General features: G+C 56.1%; 9 protein-coding genes, 1 tRNA gene and 1 pseudogene. 6 read left to right on the top strand and 5 right to left on the bottom strand.

Translation table 11 applies throughout. From position 1 onward, the window contains the following. Window positions 1-103 precede the first annotated feature (103 nt). A complete protein-coding gene (locus VI234_RS20665) occupies window positions 104-4,213 on the bottom strand; it encodes an Eco57I restriction-modification methylase domain-containing protein (protein WP_336331149.1) in 4,110 nt (1,369 codons plus the stop codon). A gap of 280 nt (window positions 4,214-4,493) precedes the next feature. Here VI234_RS20665 and VI234_RS20660 point away from each other — a divergent pair, with 280 nt between their 5' ends. Genes VI234_RS20660 through VI234_RS20650 form a run of 3 tightly spaced genes read left to right on the top strand, consistent with a single transcriptional unit; the run spans window position 4,494 to window position 11,291 of the window. Further along, window positions 4,494-8,336 (top strand): helicase-related protein, encoded by a 3,843-nt coding sequence (locus VI234_RS20660; protein WP_336331148.1) that lies wholly within the window; start codon window positions 4,494-4,496, stop codon window positions 8,334-8,336. A 6-nt stretch (window positions 8,337-8,342) separates the two neighbouring features. After that, on the top strand, window positions 8,343-10,307 hold the full coding sequence (locus VI234_RS20655) for a hypothetical protein (RefSeq protein WP_336331147.1): 1,965 nt from the start codon (window positions 8,343-8,345) through the stop codon (window positions 10,305-10,307). 54 nt (window positions 10,308-10,361) lie between these two features. Beyond that, window positions 10,362-11,291: a phospholipase D-like domain-containing protein gene (locus tag VI234_RS20650; RefSeq protein ID WP_336331146.1), complete on the top strand. Its 930-nt coding sequence runs from the start codon at window positions 10,362-10,364 to the stop codon at window positions 11,289-11,291. Between the two features lie 106 nt (window positions 11,292-11,397). Here VI234_RS20650 and VI234_RS20645 read toward each other — a convergent pair whose 3' ends face one another. Beyond that, window positions 11,398-12,372 carry a TIGR02391 family protein gene (locus VI234_RS20645; protein ID WP_336331145.1) on the bottom strand — a complete coding sequence of 325 codons (975 nt, stop codon included), beginning with the start codon at window positions 12,370-12,372 and terminating at the stop codon, window positions 11,398-11,400. A 286-nt stretch (window positions 12,373-12,658) separates the two neighbouring features. Between VI234_RS20645 and VI234_RS20640 the strand changes: the two genes are divergently transcribed. The 3 genes from VI234_RS20640 (at window position 12,659) to VI234_RS20630 (ending at window position 14,791) form a co-directional block, all read left to right on the top strand. After that, a complete protein-coding gene (locus VI234_RS20640; protein WP_336331144.1) occupies window positions 12,659-13,885 on the top strand; it encodes a phage integrase SAM-like domain-containing protein in 1,227 nt (408 codons plus the stop codon). A gap of 121 nt (window positions 13,886-14,006) precedes the next feature. Beyond that, entirely contained in the window at window positions 14,007-14,462 is a 456-nt protein-coding gene (locus tag VI234_RS20635) for a YbhB/YbcL family Raf kinase inhibitor-like protein (RefSeq protein WP_336331143.1), read from the top strand. Between the two features lie 254 nt (window positions 14,463-14,716). After that, a tRNA-Met gene (locus tag VI234_RS20630) sits at window positions 14,717-14,791 on the top strand. Window positions 14,792-14,810: 19 nt separating this feature from the next. Here the strand turns inward: VI234_RS20630 and hisI are convergent. The 3 genes and pseudogenes from hisI to VI234_RS20615 all read right to left on the bottom strand — a co-directional run bounded on the left by hisI (window position 14,811) and on the right by VI234_RS20615 (window position 17,169). Next, complete coding sequence (gene hisI / locus VI234_RS20625; protein WP_336331142.1) at window positions 14,811-15,188, bottom strand: phosphoribosyl-AMP cyclohydrolase; 378 nt, start codon at window positions 15,186-15,188, stop codon at window positions 14,811-14,813. Window positions 15,189-15,254: 66 nt separating this feature from the next. Beyond that, window positions 15,255-16,598, bottom strand: coding sequence for a ribonuclease J (locus tag VI234_RS20620; protein ID WP_336331141.1), 1,344 nt, complete (start codon window positions 16,596-16,598; stop codon window positions 15,255-15,257). 217 nt (window positions 16,599-16,815) lie between these two features. Beyond that, a pseudogene (locus VI234_RS20615) lies at window positions 16,816-17,169 on the bottom strand (4a-hydroxytetrahydrobiopterin dehydratase). Window positions 17,170-17,320: the final 151 nt, after the last annotated feature.

Genomic DNA, 17,320 nt, shown 5'->3' with positions numbered 1-17,320 from the left:
TCGTTCTCCCAAACGTCTTGGCTGTCCATTTCCAACGTTTCTCTGAGCAGGTCTGCGAGTTGCATGAACACTTCTCGCTACGGCCTGCTCACTTCTCAATCCCTCAACTAGACAGTGCCATCTCACCCAGTCTATCAACCAGGGAGTTCCTTTTCGTGGCTGTCTCTCGGAACCCAGCAAAACCATCACCCTCAGTCGTTGCATAATCTACAAATTCAACCAACAAATCAGACTGTAATTCATCAATTCCAACAAATTCCATAACCGGATAGTGGTCAGTCTCAGTATAGCCCCAGCGATCTGTCTCATAATCTTCTGGATCCTCAGGCTTGTATCGTGCAGAAGCCTCTATTGTCACTTTGAGGTTTGTCCGGGATATCTTGACATCTCCAATTCTGAGATTATCTCTTGTTTCAGTTGTTTCCGATAGAATCGTTTCGGAAACACCACTAGCCGGTTGATATCCAGGGAATTCCCGAAGCTTCTCTCCGTCATCATAAGATCCCAGATAATCAAGAAGATTGAGATTATAGTTCCGCCTCTCTTTCTCAAGATTGGAGATTAAATCCGCAAGGTGACACAGAGTATCATGGAGTACAAATTTGTTTTCTCTATCCGAGGAGATCTGTTTTAGCGCATCTTCTACTACTCGATTTCCTTCAGACACTTCTTTACAGACAGTCTCAATTTGGTCAGTAGAATCTGTAGTATCTTGATGCCGGTCGGTGAAATCAATCGCGGGTATTGGGAGGCTCTCGACGTACTGAGTCTTATATCGCCTATATCCTCCTCGAACTTTCGGCGACATCCGGTCAAAGAGATAATCCAATAGATTACTGTTGAGTACCGCCGTAAGGTAGCGGCTATCATATGACGGGAGAGAATTACCTCTAACAGCATAATAGACTGTGTCTAAACACGCAAATTCCCCATTTTGATCGAAGGCAAATCTATTTTCTGGGGAGATATCTGGGAATGCGATCTTTTCATTAAGCATTCCCGGGGCTTCATATCGCAGTTCATACCATTCATACCCCTGATCAACTAACCTTTCGCCATAGTTTTTCCTCTCAACAAGATCTGATTTGAAATTCTCAAGATAGGAGATAATATTTGGAATCTGCTCAGGATCCGCCAGTTCTGGCTCGCCATCTATGACATCATATGGATAGATAAGCTGTGAGAGATTCTCGGGTGATTCCATAACGAATTGCTTCACGTCCCCCCCTCTGAGAACTCGCTTTACATATTCCTCTTCAAGATCATACTCCTCTACAGTTTCCTCATCAACAATGTACACTTCTGTATTTCCAGGAATCGCACCCTGACCAATTTGGTCAGCAAATTCCTCAACAGGAACAGTGTCTGCAGCTACAACATCATCAGAAACGAATGGGTGCCAGACGTCCGTTCCAAGATCGGATTGGGTGATTTCCCAGCCAGTTTCGTCAGACTTGAGAGAGCGCTCAATAGACTTTTGCTCAGACTCTCGAATATCTCGCCATGTGAATTTGTGATCAGCAGGTGGATCTGCTTTCTGACGAAGGACAATCATTGGATACGCAGTAATTTCAAACACCGGAGAATCGTGGAAATCAATGATCTCTCTTACAGTCTCTTGAGAGGACAATTTATTTCTGAGATTGGAACCATACTTTGCCTTTGTGAACTTATTTTGAACAATATACCCAGTAAAGCCGTTATCACGTAGGAGATCGGATGCAAGTTCCATGAATAGGACGTAGACGTCACCCTTCATTTTGAAAGTGTCAAAGTTATCTCTATAATAATCCCGAATGTTATCAGAAAGCATCTTGAATATAATATATGGAGGATTTCCCAGTATCGCGTCAAAGCCGTCCTGGCTTTTCTGATCGCCTCCCATAGTATAGAACACTTCAGGGAACTCTAATTTCCAGTGGAAATACTGAGAGTCACCGGCCCATTTTTCGGCTGTTTTGAACCAGTCGGTTTCTGCAATCTCTCCCCATTTTCCATCGTCTTCCAATGCAGCAGCCATATCCTCAAATACACCATCAGGAAGATTATCTAAGCCAAAGTCACGTGCAGTTCGAACATTGGCCATAGCCTCGAGACGCTGCCGTAGTTTGTTCCGTTCGAACTCGTCATATTTCGATTCCATTTCCTTGATATCTGCAAGATCCTGGTTCTCAATTGCGATGAAATCCTCGTATATTCGCATCAGTTGCTCAATTGTACCTTTCCGGGCAACACCGAAATCGGCCAGCGATGCATTTTGACCATCCCCCCCACCTTCCGATTCTAATTCCTCAATCTCCTCAATATCACTCCCAACAAGCGAATTTCCTGTCTTCAGGTGGTGATCCAAGAACGCCAACGGTTGTTCAGCTGCAAGCGTCCGAAGCCATAGCGACACCTTCGCCAGTTCCACAGCGAGCGGATTCAGATCGACGCCGTAGATACAACGTTGAGCGACCTGCCGGCGGGCCCAGTTGATATCGTGGTTCTCATCGACGGTCTCAATGCCCTGCTGTGCAGCTTGGCGCTCTTGAGCATCAATTATCTCCCGAGCAAGGTAATCAACAGCACTCGTCAGGAAGTGGCCACTTCCCATCGCCGGATCGAGAATCTTGAGATCGAAGATTCGCTCTGCGAATTCCGCTGCGAAGCCACGTTCACCGCGGGCACTCTGGGCCATAAGGTCATTCCGGATGTCAGTGACGAGCGGTTCGAGCGTCTCCTCGACGATATACTCAACGACGTACTCCGGCGTGTAGTACGAGCCTGTGGCTTTGCGTTCGCCAGACCCAGTCGTTAGGTGAACTTCTCCCTCCTCAACGATCACCTCGTCATCCTCGCCAGCAGGGACATACTCACCGTCTTCCAGCGTGAGCGGCTCGTCGGCAACGTTGAGCTGATACTCGAGAAGGCCCTCGTAGATGCTCCCGAGATGGCGGACGTCCAGCGACGAGTAGTCGACGAAGATCTTCCCACCACCGTTGCCGTTCTGACTCCGAGTAAGTAGTTCGATGACCTCCGCGAGGTAGGCGTCGCCCACCTGATGATTCGCGAGGAACCGGGCTTCGACGCTGTCGTCTTCGTCGGGATCGGTTCTGAACAGCCCACCGTTGTACGCTGGGATATAGAGGTCCTCTTCGGGGATACCCCGCGACTTGCTCCCTTGGTCGATGAGTTTGAACAGCTCGTCCAACCGATCCCAGAGGTTGTCTTGCCAGTCACGATACTTCGGATTCGAGCTGTCCCGTTCCTCGGCGATGTCCTGCTTGAGCGAATTCAGGCTGTAGGATTCCTCATAGATCTCGTTATTCGTGTCGAGCAGGTCACGGCCCTCACTTTCGGCGTAGAGAACGAAGATGAGCCGGTAGAGGTAGATGAGCGAACTGTCGTGAATGCGGTCAAGATCGTCTTCGGAGAGGTCGTTGTCCGGATACTGCATGAACCCCTCGGAGAGGACCTTGATCGCCTCGTAGATGTTGTCTTGGAGGTCCTCTCCTAACTCTTGGGCGAAGACGTTGGACTCGTCATAGACCTCGTCTAGGAAGCACTCGCCGCTGGAGTCCTCAAGGAATGCACCCTGCCTGAAGAAGAGGTAGAAGTATTTGAAATCCTCAAGATCGCCCTTCTCAAGGACGGTCGGCAGATCCACCTCGTAATATGAGTCGAGGCGATGGCTTGTCGGGCCGTAGTAGAGCCGCCACTTCTTCCCGTCTGTCAGGACGGCCCACCGCGCCGCTGTCTCCTGCAGATAGACGTGAATCTGGTAGCTCGGGTTCTCGAAGTCCCGTTCGTGTTCGCCACTGCCCCGAGTATCGAGCGGACGACCCCAGCGCTTGGCGTCAGCGACCGCGATAGCATTTCTGTAGAAGTCACCACCTTCCTCACGGCGCTCAAACGCACCGCGTGCGGCGTCCTCAGACTCGAAGAAGCCGTAGTCGGGCCGACGCTGGGTCCGGCTGGTACTCTCCTCGACCTCGAAGGGAATCCCCAGCTTCCGGAACATCGGCCGGATGAACTTCTCCTCGAGCTGGGACTCGTTGCGCTTGGGCGCGGTATCCTTCTCGCGGTCCCAGAGTTCTTTGATGTCGCTGTACGCTTCTCGGAGGTCAGCCTCGCCGACCTGGTCCCACTCCTCGGTTTCGGGAAGATGCTCGTCGAGATAGTGATTCGAGAACAGGTCGCGGTTCGTGCGATAGGTGAGCGATGTTTGCATGAGTGATGATGACAGCCAGAGACAGAGAGCGATGCCATCTCCTGACTGCGCGTGATACCAGTTCGTTTCCAGACAGCCACATAAGTGTTTTCGAGATCGACATCATAGAAATATCACACGCCGTCTGTGAGTTATTGAGTCTATCGCCGTGGCTTCTCCTCCACTGAGGGTGGTAAATTAATGACTGGGGAGTACGTTGACCGGAGTATCAACGCGCTGGGCCCGGTATTCAGACCGACCAACATCCCGGACGACCAGCTTGACCGTATCATCAAATAATATGTCACAGCCGCAATCCGATAGCCAACACGAGACAGACGGACCGCCACTGGACGAGGAGCGGATCGCCCGCCATCTCCGGAAACGCGTCCTCGAGCGTGTGCGAGGGGACATTGACGAGCGGATTCGCCGGGACTTCCCCAGCGACCGGTTTTTCGCCGGGGCCCTCGCGCCAGGCAGCGACGACCAGCTTGACGATCCGGACGATGATCTTCAGTCGAAAATGGAGCCCAGTGGTCTGGGTGCAACTGTCCGGGTCAGGGGCGGCGACGAAGAGGATGCTCTCGTCCTGACGGTGACAGCCAGCGTCTGGGTCCGCGTGAACCCGACCTACGAGGAGATGGTCGATCGTGACTCTTTCGTGGCACTGGGTGACCGCGATGACGATGACGAGGGCGACCAGCTCCTGCCAGTGTTCGAGCGCATCGAACTGGACATCCCCGAGATACGGATCCCGGCTCGCGTACTCCAAGGCCATACGCGCGAGACACCGGAGGTCGTCAGCGAACGGTCCAGGGATGCCTTCCAGGCAGCGTTCGAGGACGCCAGAGACTACGCGAGAGCGAACTTCGACCTCTACGCTGATACCGACGACGATGATACGGTTCCGACGGCCGCACTCGAGGACGAGCAGAGCTTCCGGGGGTATCTCGCCGAGCGTGCAGACGACGGGAGCGTGACCCTGCCCGACTGGCGAGCCAACCTGAACATGTCGGTCACGCCCGACCGGGAGAACAGTGACGGGAGCATGATCGTCGACCTCGAGGTCGCCAACACGGCTGTCCAGTCTCGCGAGGACGCTATCTACACGATCCGTGACCCGACCCTGTTCGAGGTAAACATGGACCTCCAGACAACTGGGGACCTAGAGTTCGTTCCGTTCACCTTTGATCCGTTACCCGAGGATTTCCGGTACAACCGGGATCTCTGGGGCCATGGACGGAACTGCACCGTCACAGCACCGGACAGAACCGACCAAGAGGTCGACGAAACGGGTCGACCACCCGGACGTCGCGCGCCGGCTGCTACGCCCACCGCGACCCATCTGGAGACCCAGTTCATTCCCGAGTATCGGCAGCTGGTCTACGAGTCGGCTGACCGGGAGGTCGAGGCCCATTTCGAGACGCTGGCCGACCTGCAGAACGGGGGATTCGATGTGCTGGACACCGTTACCACGGAGATGCGCGACTACCTCGACGAGGAGTACGATGCCGCCCTCGAACAGTACCGGGAACGCGAGGACTGGGACGATGACCCGGATGACGGTGACCTCGCTGATTTCAACGAGGACAGGGCGGCCTTCGAGCGCGAGATCATCCGATTCGAGCGCGGCATCCGCTGTCTCCGGCAGCACCCCGACACTGTCGGCAGAGCGTTCGAGCTGATGAACGAGTCGATGGACCGGATGCACGAGTTCCCGGGGTGGCGACTTTTCCAGCTCGTCTTTATCGTCATGCAGGTGCCCGATATCGCGAGCCGGGAACACAGCGGCTGGGAGGAGGTCGAGTGGCGCGAGGGCAACACCGATGACCTAGCCGAGGATGCGGATTCGGCACTGGACATCGTCGATGTGCTGTGGTTTCCGACTGGCGGTGGCAAGACAGAGGCTTTCCTCGGTGTCGCTGTCTGGAGCATGTTCTTCGACCGCATCCGCGGGAAGGACTTCGGTGTCGCCGCTTGGACACGGTTCCCGCTGCGGTTGCTCTCACTGCAGCAGCTCCAGCGGATGTCCGAGACGGTCATATTTGCCGACCTTGTCCGCCGGGAACAGGCGGATATCGGATCACATCCATCGCGGCCGTTCTCGGTGGGCTATCTCGTCGGGAAGGCCAACACGCCGAACGCACTGACCGGGTACGACAACAGCAACTACGAGAAATATCAGGGACAGAACGGTGAATCGCTCCGCGAGGACGCCAAGGTGGTCCCAAGCTGTCCCGCATGTGGTTCGGAGGTGAAGATGCGGGTGAGCACTGATGATGATCCGGGGGACAACCACCGGCTATCGCATTACTGCACTGGGAGTTCGTTCGACTGTCCCTGGCAGGAACGGCCACAGGATATCAGCGAGCCATACGCAGAGGACGAGCTTCCGGTCCATGTCGTCGACAACGAACTCTACCGCTACGCCCCGACGATTCTGGCCGGGACAATAGACAAGATCACGGCCATTGGTTATCAGCGGAAGGTCGCACACCTCCTGACCGGCAAGATGGACTCGGAGTGCCCGATGCATGGTTTTGCCAGTCTGGACGAGTGTACCGAGAAGTACGGTTGCTCGCTGGACAACGACGAATTCAACGATATGAAAACGCCGGTCGAACCCTACGACCCGGCACCGGAAATCATGGTCCCCGACGAACTCCACCTGCTCGAAGAGAGTATGGGGAGCTTCGATGGCCATTACGAGACGGGCGTCGGTGCACTGCAGGATTTCGCCGATGCTGGCCAGACAAAGATCATCGCCCCGACAGCGACGATCACTGGCTTTGAGGACCAGGTCCACAATCTGTTCCTGCGCCCGGCCGAGCGGTTCCCGTCGCCCGGCCCGTACCTCCGGGAGAATTTCTACGCCCAAGAGCAGCCAGAGACCCAGCGATACTACATCGGGCTCGTGCCCCATGGCAAGACCCATATTAACTCGATTATCGATCTGCTATTTTACTATCATCAGGAAGTTCAGAATCTGTTCCGGGAGGCGCTGAATGACCCGGACCAGCTGCTTGACGGTTCGGGGCTCGAGGGGACCAGTACGGATGAACCACTCGAGGCCGACAGTATCGATGAAGTGCTGTCGTTACTGACTTACTACAGTACGAGTATCACGTATCTCCTCTCGAAGAAGGACGGCGACCGGCTCGACCAGTCCATCGTCTCCCAGCTCAACGCCTATCTCCGGAAAGACGGACGGCCGGGACTGGCTGCCAAGCGAATGACTGGAGGGACTGGCTTCGAGACCATCATGGAGGTTCTGGATACTGTCGAGGAACCCTGGGACGAGGAAGCCGACCAGCAGATACTCGCAGACCTCATCGACCGGGGGGTGTTGGAGGCAGATATCGAGGACGACGTCCTCGATCTCCGTGCCACTCTGGAACAGAGCCTTGATGAAACCAATCAACAGGTCGACAGTGCGCAATTTGATGGTGACCGCAGCGAGGCCTCCAAAGAGGTCCGGGAGGGGCTGGCCTGGCTACTGGCCAGCCGGTTGAACACGATTACAGCAACGAGCATGATCGCCCACGGCGTCGACGTCAGCCGCTTCAACATGATGGCGTTCTTCGGGATGCCACGCGGGACTGCCGAGTACATCCAAGCGAGTTCACGGGCCGGTCGCTCGAAGCCCGGACTGGTGTTCAACGTTGCCCACCCGATCCGGGAGCGTGACCTGAGCCACTACCATTTCTTCGAGAAGTATCATGCCTTCCTTGACCGGCTTGTCGAGCCGGTACCGATCAACCGCTGGGCGAAAAACAGCGTCAAGCAAACCCATCCCGGGCTGTTCATGGGGCTGTTGCTCAATCACTACATGTACGAGGACGATGTCGACATGCTGTACTTCGGCGATAATGCCGAGGAATTCGTTGATTCGGTCAACGAGGCAACCCTGACACAGCAACTCAGGGACATGTATGGTGATGTGGACGACCACGAGGAGTTCATGGGCAACGTCGAGGACCTGACCCGCGAAGCGGTGTCACAGCTACGGCTCGATGATTCCCAGTGGACGAGCGAGCGAATCAAGCGCTCGCCGATGCGGAGTCTGCGCGACGTGGACGATCAGCTGAGCATCCGGTCGGAGTACTCCTACCGCGAGATATTCGAGACGCTGGACAACAGGTAACCAACAATGAGCATGGAACGTAGCCGTCAGCAGGTTCTGTACCAGTTCCTTCCGGGGAACACCTTCGACTACAGCGACAAGCGCGGCATCTGGCAGGTGAACCGACTCGAAACGACTGATGCGAGCGGGCAGGTCGACCGGCAGTACATCGTCGACCGCGTATTCGCCCGGGCCAAAAACTGGGAGGGAGGCGAGCAGGGGTTCAACTCGAGCAATCCCGACCACTACGACTTCGCCGAACCCGACGAGGTTCGTGCGAAGCCGTTCCCGACAACGTTCGCCTGCAATGTCTGTGACAAGGCCCATGGCTACTACTCGGCAGACGACCTGAGCGACCAGAACCAGAGCCTGACGTGTACGCGCTCTGGCTGTCCTGGCGACCTCGAGCAGTACCAGTTCGTCAGTGTGCACAGCTGTGGCGAACTGCGACGGCTCTATCCCGGGCAATGTCCCGACCATGGCGATCAACATATCATACTCGACGACCAAAACAGCCAGCGTGCCCAGAACTTCCTGTGGCGATGTAAGGTCGGTGGCTGTGGCTGGACAAGGCGGGTCAGTTACGGACAGAGCTGCAACTGTGACTATCTTCCACCATCCGCTGCAGATCCGGATGATGACAAGATGTACACCACGGTCCACCGTGCGGGCTCGACCTACTACCCGCATTACCTGACAACCGTGAACCTCCACACTGCGGGGATCGGCCATCTCCGCGGGAGCGAGAGTGGATCACAGCGCTCGATTGCGAAGCTGCTCGAACTGACCGACCGACGCCTCCAGTCCGTTGACCTCGCCGAGCCCCTCGAGGGGGCCGAGATCGATGATGACCGGAAAATCGAGGTCTACCAGACCGAGGACGATGTCGATTCGCTTGCGGAGGCCGAGACCTGGCTGCGTGAAAACGGGGAGATAGACAGCCAGACAATCGGCGAACTCCTCGAGAAGCTGATTTTGCTGGAGACCGGTGAGGACGCCGACGAGATGACCGATGCTGGCGATGAACTCCTGCAGTATGTGCTCAGTCTCGAGGACCTGACGACACATTCGCTGACCGACCTCCGCGAGGACGCACTCGGCAGTGGCTTCCCGCGAAAGGCCGACAAGATCGGGACCTACTTTGATGTGCTCGAGCGACTCGGTATGGACGCCGTTCGTGTCATCGAGGATTTTCCGGTCCAGACGTTCGTCTACGGCTACACCCGGGGTGGCCGCGAGGAGGACGAGGCAAGACTCAATGCGTTCTCGCAGAACGCCAGCAGCGGCGATGGGACGCCAATATTTGTGGATACCTCGGAAACGGAGGCGACACAGTTCGATCTAGACCCGGCTGCAGTGTTGCTGTGGCTTGCAGTCAATATCCCGGACACGAGCGACCCCGATGCCGTCCGCGGGCCAGTCACGTTGCCCGAGATACCGCCTGATCCGGACGATGCAGCCATCGAAATGGCCCGCAGCGAGATCGACAGTCTCACACGCGCCGAACAGTGGTCGTTCCTGCTGAACCATCTCGACCCGGTCGATGGCTATGGCCGCTTCGAGACCAGCACCGAGGACGATGTCGAGGGGCAGGTCACAAAATACGTCTTCGAGCTAATGCACACCCTCTCGCATATCCTGCTCAAACAGGCCAGCACTATCAGCGGGTTCGACCGGACGAACCTTAGCGAGTTCCTGTTCCCACGGGCGCTGTCGCTGGTCATCTACACCAACAATCGCGAGGAGTTCAACATCGGCGGCATGACGACGATGGTCGAGCAGCAACTGGATAATCTGCTGGGTCAGGCCCACGCCCACGGGAACGACTGCATGATGGACCCGGTCTGCTCGCAGCGAGGCGGTGCCTGTCTGTCCTGCCTGCACGTTAGCGAAATCAGCTGCTCGTACTTCAATCAGGTCCTAGCCCGGGACTATCTCTACGGGAGTCGTCCCAACACAGACCGGGACATCCGTGGGTTCTGGGAGCTGTAGCGGTGACCCCAATTGGCCAGCACCAGCGAGATTGAAACAGAAATACACTGGATTATGACTGATGAGTTGACAACAGCCGACCGCGCACTCGCGATCGCAGAAATAGTCGGACATGAGCAGGCGGTACTCGATGAGGTTGAGGGTCATCTGCTCGTGGCTGCAGGCCGGTCAGTGTCTATCACGCCAGCAGCAGTCGGACGTGACACACCACTCTCCCGGGACGCAGCTGGCGATCTGTTTCGACAGCTGAACCAGGCTGGAGCCATCCACAGGGAATCACATACGACACCGATTGTCGAGAGTCGGTACACTGTTGACGCCGAGTCACTCCGTGGTGCGCTCGATGCGGCGCGGGATGCCATCCAGGTTGTGGCAGCATATCATGAACGGCACCCAGAGACGGAGGCTACACCACTGGTGACATTCCCAACTGACCCGACATTTGACCAGACCACACCATCGGCGTTTGGAATGGATGCTCTCATGTCAACGCTGACCAGCGAGATCAAACGGAGTAGCGAACATATCCGACTCCTGTCGCCGTTCTTCGAGGAGGATGGGTTTGACCGGCTGGCCGGCGTTCTGCTGGACGCGCTGGAACGGGGCGTCGAGCTGACGATTGTCACGCGATATCTGCGGGACTCGGACTCCTACAACTACGCCGTTATAAGTAAATTCGCACAGCGGGCTCGCGAATGCGGTGTCGGTGCCAATCTCAGGACCGTTGATTACACTGTCTGGGATGAGGACCTGCCTGCCAGTGAGCGTCGACAGGATGGTTCAATCCCGGAATTCACACTCCACGCCAAGATAATGACCTTCGACGAGCGGGCAGTGTATGTTGGGAGTGCAAACGTTACAGACTACGGCTTCGGTCGCTATCTAGAACTGGGCGTCTTGCTCGGGCAGACTGAGACAGTCCAATTCATAAGTCTCTGTGATTTCCTGTTGAATTCGGAGGCAGCAGAAGAGATTACTCTGTAATGTTACCATAAACGGTCAGATATCTATAAGGACTGTGTCAGTAAGCTGGAAATGGTGATTTCCTCGGCCCTGTCCCTGTTTCGATGAGAGTCAGTTCAGAAACCGGTCAGGTTTCTTCACGCTCTAGGGCGGTTGTGCTATATACCTCAAGACGACGAATGAGGAAATTGAACAGGCAGAGAGCATCAAGGGCATCACGCTCATCAATATCATCAAGGAATCTATTTCGATCAGAATCACCACGAGGGTGGCTCACTGGATTTCGAAATGCTTTGAATGCACCAGAATACAAAAACATCAGTCCCTTCTGTTCCCCGTCAGTGTGTCCCCACTCAAACGCTGGATCATTTGCTCTGAATGCTCGGTTCGCCAGATCACTAGCACTTCCCGTGTTCGCTACTATGTCGTCAGGGCTGTGTTTTTCCAGGATTTCTTCAAGAGCTGTGCCGGCGGCCTGTATAACGCCTGTATAGTCGTCATCTTCCAGTCGGTTGATACACTCCACGGGGACCGCAGAATGAAGATGTGTTTCAGGATTGAGGAGATACTGCGTGCCCTGCAACACATCACGGTTTTCTTCCTGAATACCCGCAAGGAATATTTCAATCAAGCTGTATAAGCGATTCAAGTAGTGGCAGTTACCAACCTCATCATCATCATGTACTCTGTCTGTTGGAGGGATGCGGACTGCATTGGCGACTGGTTTCCGACCTGAAGACAGTGCTAGGATCCGAAATCCATCAAGCGTAATCTGAACCTGGAGATTGTGAACCTCCTGTTTCCCGGAGCTATCCTCGTATGTCCCTTCTACCGGTGAGGTTGTTAGTTCCGCTGGCTCTGGATCATCGTTCTGAAGCCAGTCACCAAGGTAAGTCTGAATGAGCTGGACTGTCTCCAGATCCATCTGGCTGATTTCCAGACTGGTAATTTCCTCGGTCTTTCTGTTGTCGCCTATGTAAGCCGTCTCGATATCGAGACCCACATTTGCATTATTTTTATAGATGTGAATTCTGGATTCTTCTCGTCCTTCCCAGTTATGAGACCTGTAGAAATCACATGAGATAGTGTCAGCAATTTCCATCCGGAAATCGTTCCTGTTACAATTCCTGTGTAGCTCTTTCCGAATAACAGTTTAGATACGAATCGTCGATGGCAGTTGGGACCTGTATTGTACCATGTCGGATACTCTTATTTTCAGCGTGGAGGGATATCCTACAATGTGGTCGTGATTATCAGCGTAATCACGACCACTTTGAAGTACCCCGCCGCCGTCGGTGAAGCACGAATGCTGCAACCGCCTCACGACGGCGCTTCCCCCGGGGTAGCGGCACCGAGACCGGGTCTACAGGACGGTGGAGGGCCGGTGGATGCCTGATCGAGCGCTTTCGACGCCGCTCGACGATAGCTTCGAGCGCTACCTCCAAGACAAGGGGAAAGGCCGCGGCGGCGACGGTGGGAACTATCGACGTAACGCTGCACGCGAGCTCGAACGGTTCGCCGAGTGGGCCGCCGGCGACCGCGGCGCCGACGACTGGACCGGGATCGTCTCCGACGATGTCGACCGCAAACCAACCTTCGACGATCTCGACGAACGCGTGTTTCGGGAGTACGCCCGACATCTCGGTGGAGATCGGGGACTCAAGCAGAATACGGTACAAACCTATTATCGCTATATCTCTGCGTGGTGCGGCTGGTGCGTCAACGAAGGATATCTTGAGGCCCACTACGCGCAGCGGGCGAGTGCGATGGCGCCGTTGCCGGAGGACGACGGCCGCAAGCCCGGTGACCAGCAGGCCTGGACGTCCGAACAGCGCCACGCCCTCACCCGCCACGTCGACGAACGGGCTCGTGACGCCGTCGAGGCGTACACGACACTCCCAGAGGATACTGACACTCTCGACAAGCAGCGAGCACGCTACGAGGCGCTGAAGGCGGCTCGTGACCGGGCTTTGGTGTTCGTTCTCGCGTACACCGCCGTTCGGGTCGGGGAACTCCTTCGGGACCCAAACGACCCACGCCGGCGCGGCGTCCGCTGGGAGGACCTCTCCCTTGACGACGGGAGTATGGACGTCTACCGGAAGAAACAGCAGTGGGACGCCGCGAGTCTCCCCGATCCAGTGATTTCTCCGCTGCGAAGTTATCGCCAGCTGATGAACCCACCGACGGAGCGGTGGCCGGTGTTTCCGACGTTCGACCAACGGACGCTCGCGGAGCTCCTCTCGGAAGAGCTAGCCGAACGAGGAGAACGCCCGGATGCAATCGACGAGCGGCGTGAGGTGTACGCTCGGGACCTCCTGCTTGCGCTCGATGAGGACATTCGGCCGCCGTCAATCACGACGGACGGCGCACGGTCGATTCTCCAACGGTTCTCGGAGGCCGCCGAAATCGACATCGCCCATCCGAAACACGACTATCTTGCACCTCATGGGGGGCGCCGCGGGATGGGTGAGGTGCTCGTCCGGGCTTTCGGATACACTGTAGCAGCCCGTTACCTCGACAACTCGGAGGAGATGGTTCGAGAGCGGTACTCGCATATTGAAGCTGGTGAGCTCGGAGACGTAGCTACTGAAGCCCTCGAAGAAATTGATTTGTGATTGAATTATCTATTGTCTCGTACAGTGTTTGCTCTTAACGGCTTACGAAGCTTTTTCAGCCGGCCATAGAATTCCTACATGTCTTTCGTATCGGAGTCGATACGCCAGACGGTGATGACATATGACAGACCTGATCTTACGAAGTCCGGCGTTCGAGGATGGCGGTCGGATTCCGGATCGCTACGGCTATACGGAGGAGAACATCAACCCGCCACTGACAATCGAAGGTGTTCCAGCGGAGAGCGCTTCGCTGGTGTTGATCGTCGATAGCCCGAACCCCAGTTCCTCGAGCAAAGATGTCTGGAACCATTGGCTCGTGTGGGATATTCCGCCAACACGGGAAGAGATTCCTGAAGGGTGGGATCCCGAACAGGCGACAGAAGGTCAAAACGACTTTGGAGAACACGGATACGGTGGACCCAACCCGACCGGCCAGGAACAGACCTACCGCTTCCGTTTATACGCCCTAGAGACCACGCTCGGGCTCCCCTCTGTGACAGAAAAAGAGGAACTCGTAGATGCAGTTGTCGGGAATATCCTCGATAAGACTCGGCTCGAGGGCACGGCTGCTCCATAGGTGCGCTACTGACAATGGCTGACTCAACTGTAACCTGCCCGGACTGCAGTACCCAACAGGAGGTTGAGACCGACGAGTATGGAATTTTCACGCTGGTGTGTGAGAATTGTAGTGCCCGATCGAAGGGCGAATACACAGCTACATCCGGCGAGGTTGTTTGGCGATGGACGCAGTCGAGCGACAAATCGAGTGACTAATTCCCACACGAAGACGACTTCTCAACGCTTATCCGCGACTTTCGTAGAGTAGTATGTAGCGGGATAGGATAGCTCGGAGATTCCACCAGGCTCATGACCTGGAGATCGGTGGTTCAAATCCACCTCCTGCTATTTCACGCCGACACAACCGCTATTCGTAGACCTCGTCCGGTTCAAAGACTTTCTCGCCGACGGTCTCGCCTTCGATCGTTCGATAGAAGCAGGAGCGATAGCCCGTGTGACACGCTCCACCTTCCTGGTCGATTCGATAGAGAAGCGCATCACCATCACAGTCGACGCGGATTTCCTTTACCTGTTGGACATGTCCACTGGAGCCGCCTTTCTGCCAGAGTTCGTCGCGACTCCGAGAGTAGTAGTGAGCAAGCCCCGTGTTCTGGGTTTCCGCGAGCGCCTCCGGGGACACGTACGCGAGCATCAGCACGTCACCCGTCTCGGCGTCCTGTGCAATCGCGGGAATCAGTCCATCCTCACCGAAGTCGAGTTCGACGTCGAGGCGTTCGTCCTGCATACTCTTACGATACGACAGACTCGGGAAACCAGTTGTTATTTCCCGAGCTGATCTCTTCGCTTGAGGTTAGACCAACTGGAGGATGTTCCCGTTCGAGGTGACGTGGAGATCACGCCCCAGTTTGTAGCCCTGCTTTGCGGCGAGGTCGACATAGCCAGAATACCCCTTCATGTCCTGGTGTGACGGGATCACGTGCTGCGGTTGAAGCGCATCGAGCATCGCGTAGTGGCCCTCCTGGGAAAGATGGCCGGAGACGTGGACGTCGTCGTAGATACGCGCACCCTGCATCCCGAGAAGCTTCTCGGACTGGTAGCGCTGCCCCTCGTTCGTCGGCTCCGGAATCACACGAGCCGAGAAGATGACCTTGTCGCCGTCGTCAAGTTCGTACGGGGTCTCGCCGCGTCCCATCCGCGTGAGCATCGCGCGCGGCTCGCCCTGGTGGCCCGTTACGACCGGGAGGTAGTTCTCCTTACCTTCGTTCATGATTCGCTTGAAGGCCCGATCGACGGACTTCCGGTGCCCGTACATGCCGAGGTCGTCGGGGAAGGTCGCAGCGCCGACGCGCTCGGCCGTCCCCGAGTACTTCTCCATCGACCGGCCGAGCAGGACGGGCTGGCGCCCGATCTCTTCGGCGAATTCGACCAGACTCGTGACGCGAGCGATGTGGCTCGAGAACGTCGTCGCGACGATCCCGCCGTCGTAGTCTTCGAGGCTTTGGATGACGTCCCGGAGTTGGCTCCGCGCGACAGCTTCGCTCGGCGTTCGTCCCTTCTTGTTCGCGTTGGTGCAGTCCTCGATGTAACAGAGAACGCCTTCACCCTCGCGGCCGATTTCGCGGAACCGCTTCATATCGATGGGGTCACCGATAACGGGGGTGTGGTCGATGCGTTTGTCCAGCCCGTAGACGATGGCACCTTCGGGCGTGTGGAGGACTGGGTTGATGGCGTTGATGATGGAGTGCGTGACGTTGACGAACTCCAGTTCACACCGTTCGCCGATTGGCATCGTCTCGCCGGCGTCCATCTCAATGAGGTCGTTCTGGACCTGGAACTTCCCCTCGTCTTGGATCTCTTCCTTGACGAGTTCGAGGGTGAACGGCGCGGCGACGATCGGAGCGTCGTAGCGATGCGCCAGTTTGCTGATTGCACCGATGTGATCGAGGTGACCGTGCGTCGGGACGATCGCTTGTACGTCGCCCTCGAGGTCGCTCATCACCCGGTCGTCAGGGATGGCACCCATGTCGATGAGGTCGAGCGAGTGCATCTCCTCCGTCTGGAGGTTGTCGTGAATCAGTACTTTCGAGAGGTTGAGACCCATGTCGAAGACGACGATGTCGTCGCCGGCACGGACGGCTGTCATCTGGCGGCCGACTTCCTCGTAGCCGCCAATAGTTGCGATTTCGATTTCCATAGTCGGGGTCCGATCAGAGCGATCCCAGAACTCGTCAAAGTCCGCCTGGTGAAGGAGAGCCGGTGTGAAGCTGGCTTCGACAGCAGGTCAATCTGTGACCATTAGTCGATGTATCTGGACTTCTTGACCTTCCCGGGGACAACGCGTATTTCGGTTACGTGAAAACTGGCGGTCCCAACGTAAATACCCGTGGATTCGGGCGTCGTATATAGTATCGTTACTCTGGGGCGTACTCTTCGTGGATTCGATCCATTCGTGCCGCCATCACGAAGTCGGTTTTGTGGAGGCCGTCGATCTTGTGCGTCCACATCTCGATTTTTACCTCTCCCCACTGGAGGTGGATATCTGGATGATGCTATTCTTCCTCGGCGAGTTCGCCGACTTCGTAGGTAAACTCGAGTGCGTCACGAAAATCGTCGAACTCGTAGGTCCCTTTGAGGTGGTGTTCGTCTACTACTTCCCACACGTCTTCGTCGAGTTCGGCAAGGTACTCCGCGTATTCGGACTCCGTGAGCGGTTCGTCCTCTGAGTTACACGCTTCACACGATTCGTCTGCCAATGCTGATGCCATATCCTCATCTATACTCGCCTCCTGTTTGTACTTTCGCTCATCCGTAGCACATTGTTGATTTCACAGAGTTGCTCGAACAGCGTATTTGAGAGCATCTCGGCCGGGTTTCCGAAACAGCTCTCGGCGTAGCTGAAATGCTCTAAGATACTGT

The organism is Haloarcula sp. CGMCC 1.2071 (assembly GCF_037078445.1).
In the GTDB taxonomy this organism is placed as follows: Archaea; Halobacteriota; Halobacteria; order Halobacteriales; family Haloarculaceae; genus Haloarcula; species Haloarcula amylolytica.
Note: the sequence above shows the minus strand (reverse complement) of the source record. Positions and strands in the feature narration are given on the sequence as shown.

Bases quoted from the DNA above. Each gene is read 5' to 3' on its own strand.
- VI234_RS20650 (WP_336331146.1), top strand. From the start codon at position 10,362: ATGACTGATGAGTTGACAACAGCCGACCGCGCACTCGCGATCGCAGAA.
- hisI (WP_336331142.1), bottom strand. From the start codon at position 15,188: ATGCAGGACGAACGCCTCGACGTCGAACTCGACTTCGGTGAGGATGGA.
- VI234_RS20645 (WP_336331145.1), bottom strand. From the start codon at position 12,372: ATGGAAATTGCTGACACTATCTCATGTGATTTCTACAGGTCTCATAAC.
- VI234_RS20665 (WP_336331149.1), bottom strand. From the start codon at position 4,213: ATGCAAACATCGCTCACCTATCGCACGAACCGCGACCTGTTCTCGAAT.
- VI234_RS20635 (WP_336331143.1), top strand. From the start codon at position 14,007: ATGACAGACCTGATCTTACGAAGTCCGGCGTTCGAGGATGGCGGTCGG.
- VI234_RS20620 (WP_336331141.1), bottom strand. From the start codon at position 16,598: ATGGAAATCGAAATCGCAACTATTGGCGGCTACGAGGAAGTCGGCCGC.
- VI234_RS20660 (WP_336331148.1), top strand. From the start codon at position 4,494: ATGTCACAGCCGCAATCCGATAGCCAACACGAGACAGACGGACCGCCA.
- VI234_RS20655 (WP_336331147.1), top strand. From the start codon at position 8,343: ATGAGCATGGAACGTAGCCGTCAGCAGGTTCTGTACCAGTTCCTTCCG.
- VI234_RS20640 (WP_336331144.1), top strand. From the start codon at position 12,659: ATGCCTGATCGAGCGCTTTCGACGCCGCTCGACGATAGCTTCGAGCGC.